At 54.6% G+C, this 3,612-nt stretch carries 2 rRNA genes; both read left to right on the plus strand.

Annotation, left to right across the window (positions count from 1 at the left end):
• Positions 1 to 210: 210 nt before the first annotated feature.
• Positions 211 to 3,344 (plus strand): 23S ribosomal RNA (locus MTX36_RS29320).
• Between the two features lie 149 nt (positions 3,345 to 3,493).
• Positions 3,494 to 3,610, plus strand: a 5S ribosomal RNA gene (rrf, locus tag MTX36_RS29325).
• Positions 3,611 to 3,612 lie beyond the last annotated feature (2 nt).

The raw sequence follows: 3,612 nt of genomic DNA on the forward strand, positions 1-3,612 counted from the left end.
GATCACATGATCTGCCGGCGAGTGCAATATATCGACATACTGTTGGGTCCTGAGAGAACACGTGAGTGTTTCCTCTCTAGGAAGTAACGACAAATGACTGCTGCAGGTCATACCGCAAGAATTATTCGTGAGAATGTTTTTGTTGGTGTCTGCGTGAGGTGGTTGTTTGTGTGTTGTTTGAGAACTGCACAGTGGACGCGAGCATCTTTGTTGTAAGTAATGAAGAGCGTACGGTGGATGCCTTGGCACCAGGAGCCGATGAAGGACGTAGGAGGCTGCGATAAGCCTCGGGGAGCTGTCAACCGAGCTGTGATCCGAGGATTTCCGAATGGGGAAACCCAGCACGAGTGATGTCGTGTTACCCACGCCTGAATATATAGGGCGTGTGGAGGGAACGTGGGGAAGTGAAACATCTCAGTACCCACAGGAAGAGAAAACAACCGTGATTCCGTGAGTAGTGGCGAGCGAAAGCGGAAGAGGCTAAACCATGGGTGTGTGATAGCCGGCAGGTGTTGCATTCGTGGGGTTGTGGGGTTCATTTTGTCAATACTGCCGTGTTGGCCAACAGTAAAAAATCATGGGGTTAGTGGAAGTGGTCTGGAACGGCCCGTCGTAGAGGGTGAGAATCCCGTACACGAAAACTTTGTGACTGTTGTAATGGAAACCCAAGTAGCACCGGGCCCGTGAAATCTGGTGTGAATCTGTCGGGACCACCCGATAAGCCTGAATACTCCCTGGTGACCGATAGCGGACTAGTACCGTGAGGGAAAGGTGAAAAGTACCCCGGGAGGGGAGTGAAATAGTACCTGAAACCGTGCGCTTACAATCCGTCAGAGCCTTTGAGCAGCTTGCTGCTGGGGGTGATGGCGTGCCTTTTGAAGAATGAGCCTGCGAGTTAGTGGCATGTCGCGAGGTTAACCCGTGTGGGGTAGCCGTAGCGAAAGCGAGTCTGAATAGGGCGATTCAGTGGCATGCTCTAGACCCGAAGCGGAGTGATCTACCCATGGCCAGGTTGAAGCGACGGTAAGACGTCGTGGAGGACCGAACCCACTTAGGTTGAAAACTGAGGGGATGAGTTGTGGGTAGGGGTGAAAGGCCAATCAAACTCCGTGATAGCTGGTTCTCCCCGAAATGCATTTAGGTGCAGCGTCGCGTGTTTCTCACCGGAGGTAGAGCTACTGGATGGTCTAGGGGGCCTACAAGCTTACCGAAATCAGCCAAACTCCGAATGCCGGTGAGTGAGAGCGCGGCAGTGAGACTGCGGGCGATAAGGTTCGTAGTCGAGAGGGAAACAGCCCAGATCGCCAGCTAAGGTCCCTAAGCGTGTACTAAGTGGAAAAGGATGTGGGGTCGCGAAGACAACCAGGAGGTTGGCTTAGAAGCAGCCACCCTTGAAAGAGTGCGTAATAGCTCACTGGTCAAGTGATCCTGCGCCGACAATGTAGCGGGGCTCAAGTACACCACCGAAGCTGCGGCATTCACGCAATAGCCCCCATTGGACCTAAGGGTTTTCTGGCAGGTGTGTGGATGGGTAGGGGAGCGTCGTGTGGCCATGGAAGCGGCAGGGTGACCTAGCCGTGGAGGCCACACGAGTGAGAATGCAGGCATGAGTAGCGAAAGACGAGTGAGAAACTCGTCCGCCGAATGACCAAGGGTTCCTGGGCCAGGTTAATCCGCCCAGGGTGAGTCGGGACCTAAGACGAGGCCGACAGGCGTAGCCGATGGACAACGGGTTGATATTCCCGTACCCGTGTGAACGCGCCCATGATGAATCAGGAGTACTAACTGTCCTGAAGCCACGAGAAGACCTTCGGGTCTCGAGTTGGTGGATGCACGGGACCTTTCCTGGTAGTAGTCAAGCGATGGGGTGACGCAGGAAGGTAGCTGAGCCAGTCAGTGGTAATACTGGTGTAAGCGTGTAGGGCGTGACCTAGGCAAATCCGGGTCACATATAGCCTGAGACGTGATGCGTAGCCGATTGAGGCGAATTCAGTGATCCTATGCTGCCGAGAAAAGCCTCTAGCGAGCTTTCACACGGCCCGTACCCCAAACCGACACAGGTGGTCAGGTAGAGAATACTAAGGCGATCGAGATAACTATGGTTAAGGAACTCGGCAAAATGCCCCCGTAACTTCGGGAGAAGGGGGGCCCTGTTTGGTGACGGAACTTGCTTCCTGAGCTGGGTGGGGCCGCAGAGACCAGTGAGAAGCGACTGTTTACTAAAAACACAGGTCCGTGCGAAGTCGTAAGACGATGTATACGGACTGACGCCTGCCCGGTGCTGGAAGGTTAAGAGGACCGGTTAGTCACTTCGGTGGCGAAGCTGAGAATTTAAGCCCCAGTAAACGGCGGTGGTAACTATAACCATCCTAAGGTAGCGAAATTCCTTGTCGGGTAAGTTCCGACCTGCACGAATGGCGTAACGACTTCTCAGCTGTCTCAACCGTAGACTCGGCGAAATTGCATTACGAGTAAAGATGCTCGTTACGCGCGGCAGGACGAAAAGACCCCGGGACCTTCACTACAGCTTGGTATTGGTGTTCGGTTCGGTTTGTGTAGGATAGGTGGGAGACTGTGAAGCGGTGACGCCAGTTACTGTGGAGTCGCTGTTGAAATACCACTCTGATCGAATTGGACCTCTAACCTCGGACCATGATCTGGTTCAGGGACAGTGCCTGGTGGGTAGTTTAACTGGGGCGGTTGCCTCCCAAAATGTAACGGAGGCGCCCAAAGGTTCCCTCAGCCTGGTTGGCAATCAGGTGTCGAGTGCAAGTGCACAAGGGAGCTTGACTGTGAGACTGACAGGTCGAGCAGGGACGAAAGTCGGGACTAGTGATCCGGCACCGGCAAGTGGAAGCGGTGTCGCTCAACGGATAAAAGGTACCCCGGGGATAACAGGCTGATCTTCCCCAAGAGTCCATATCGACGGGATGGTTTGGCACCTCGATGTCGGCTCGTCGCATCCTGGGGCTGGAGTAGGTCCCAAGGGTTGGGCTGTTCGCCCATTAAAGCGGCACGCGAGCTGGGTTTAGAACGTCGTGAGACAGTTCGGTCTCTATCCGCCGCGCGCGTAAGAAACTTGAGGAAGGCTGTCCCTAGTACGAGAGGACCGGGACGGACGAACCTCTGGTGTGCCAGTTGTTCCGCCAGGAGCACTGCTGGTTAGCTACGTTCGGAAGGGATAACCGCTGAAAGCATCTAAGCGGGAAGCCTGTTCCAAGATGAGGTTTCTCACCCCTTGAAGGGGGTAAGGCCCCCGGCAGACCACCGGGTTGATAGGCCAGAACTGGAAGTCCGGTAACGGATGTAGGTGACTGGTACTAATAGGCCGAGGACTTACCACAAAGAAGCTACGCGTCCACTGTGCGGTATCTGAAACAACACACAGATACCTTGATTTCGATCATCCATCATCGATCAACCTCTTTTGCGGGGTTGGTGGGTGTGTGGAGGATCTGGTTCAGGGTTGGTTACTGTGACAGTTTCATAGAGTTACGGCGGTCATAGCGAAGGGGAAACGCCCGGTCCCATTCCGAACCCGGAAGCTAAGCCCTTCAGCGCCGATGGTACTGCACTCGACAGGGTGTGGGAGAGTAGGACACCGCCGAACAC

It is taken from the genome of Rhodococcus sp. ARC_M6, assembly GCF_022810305.1.
Lineage (GTDB): Bacteria > Actinomycetota > Actinomycetes > Mycobacteriales > Mycobacteriaceae > Rhodococcus_F.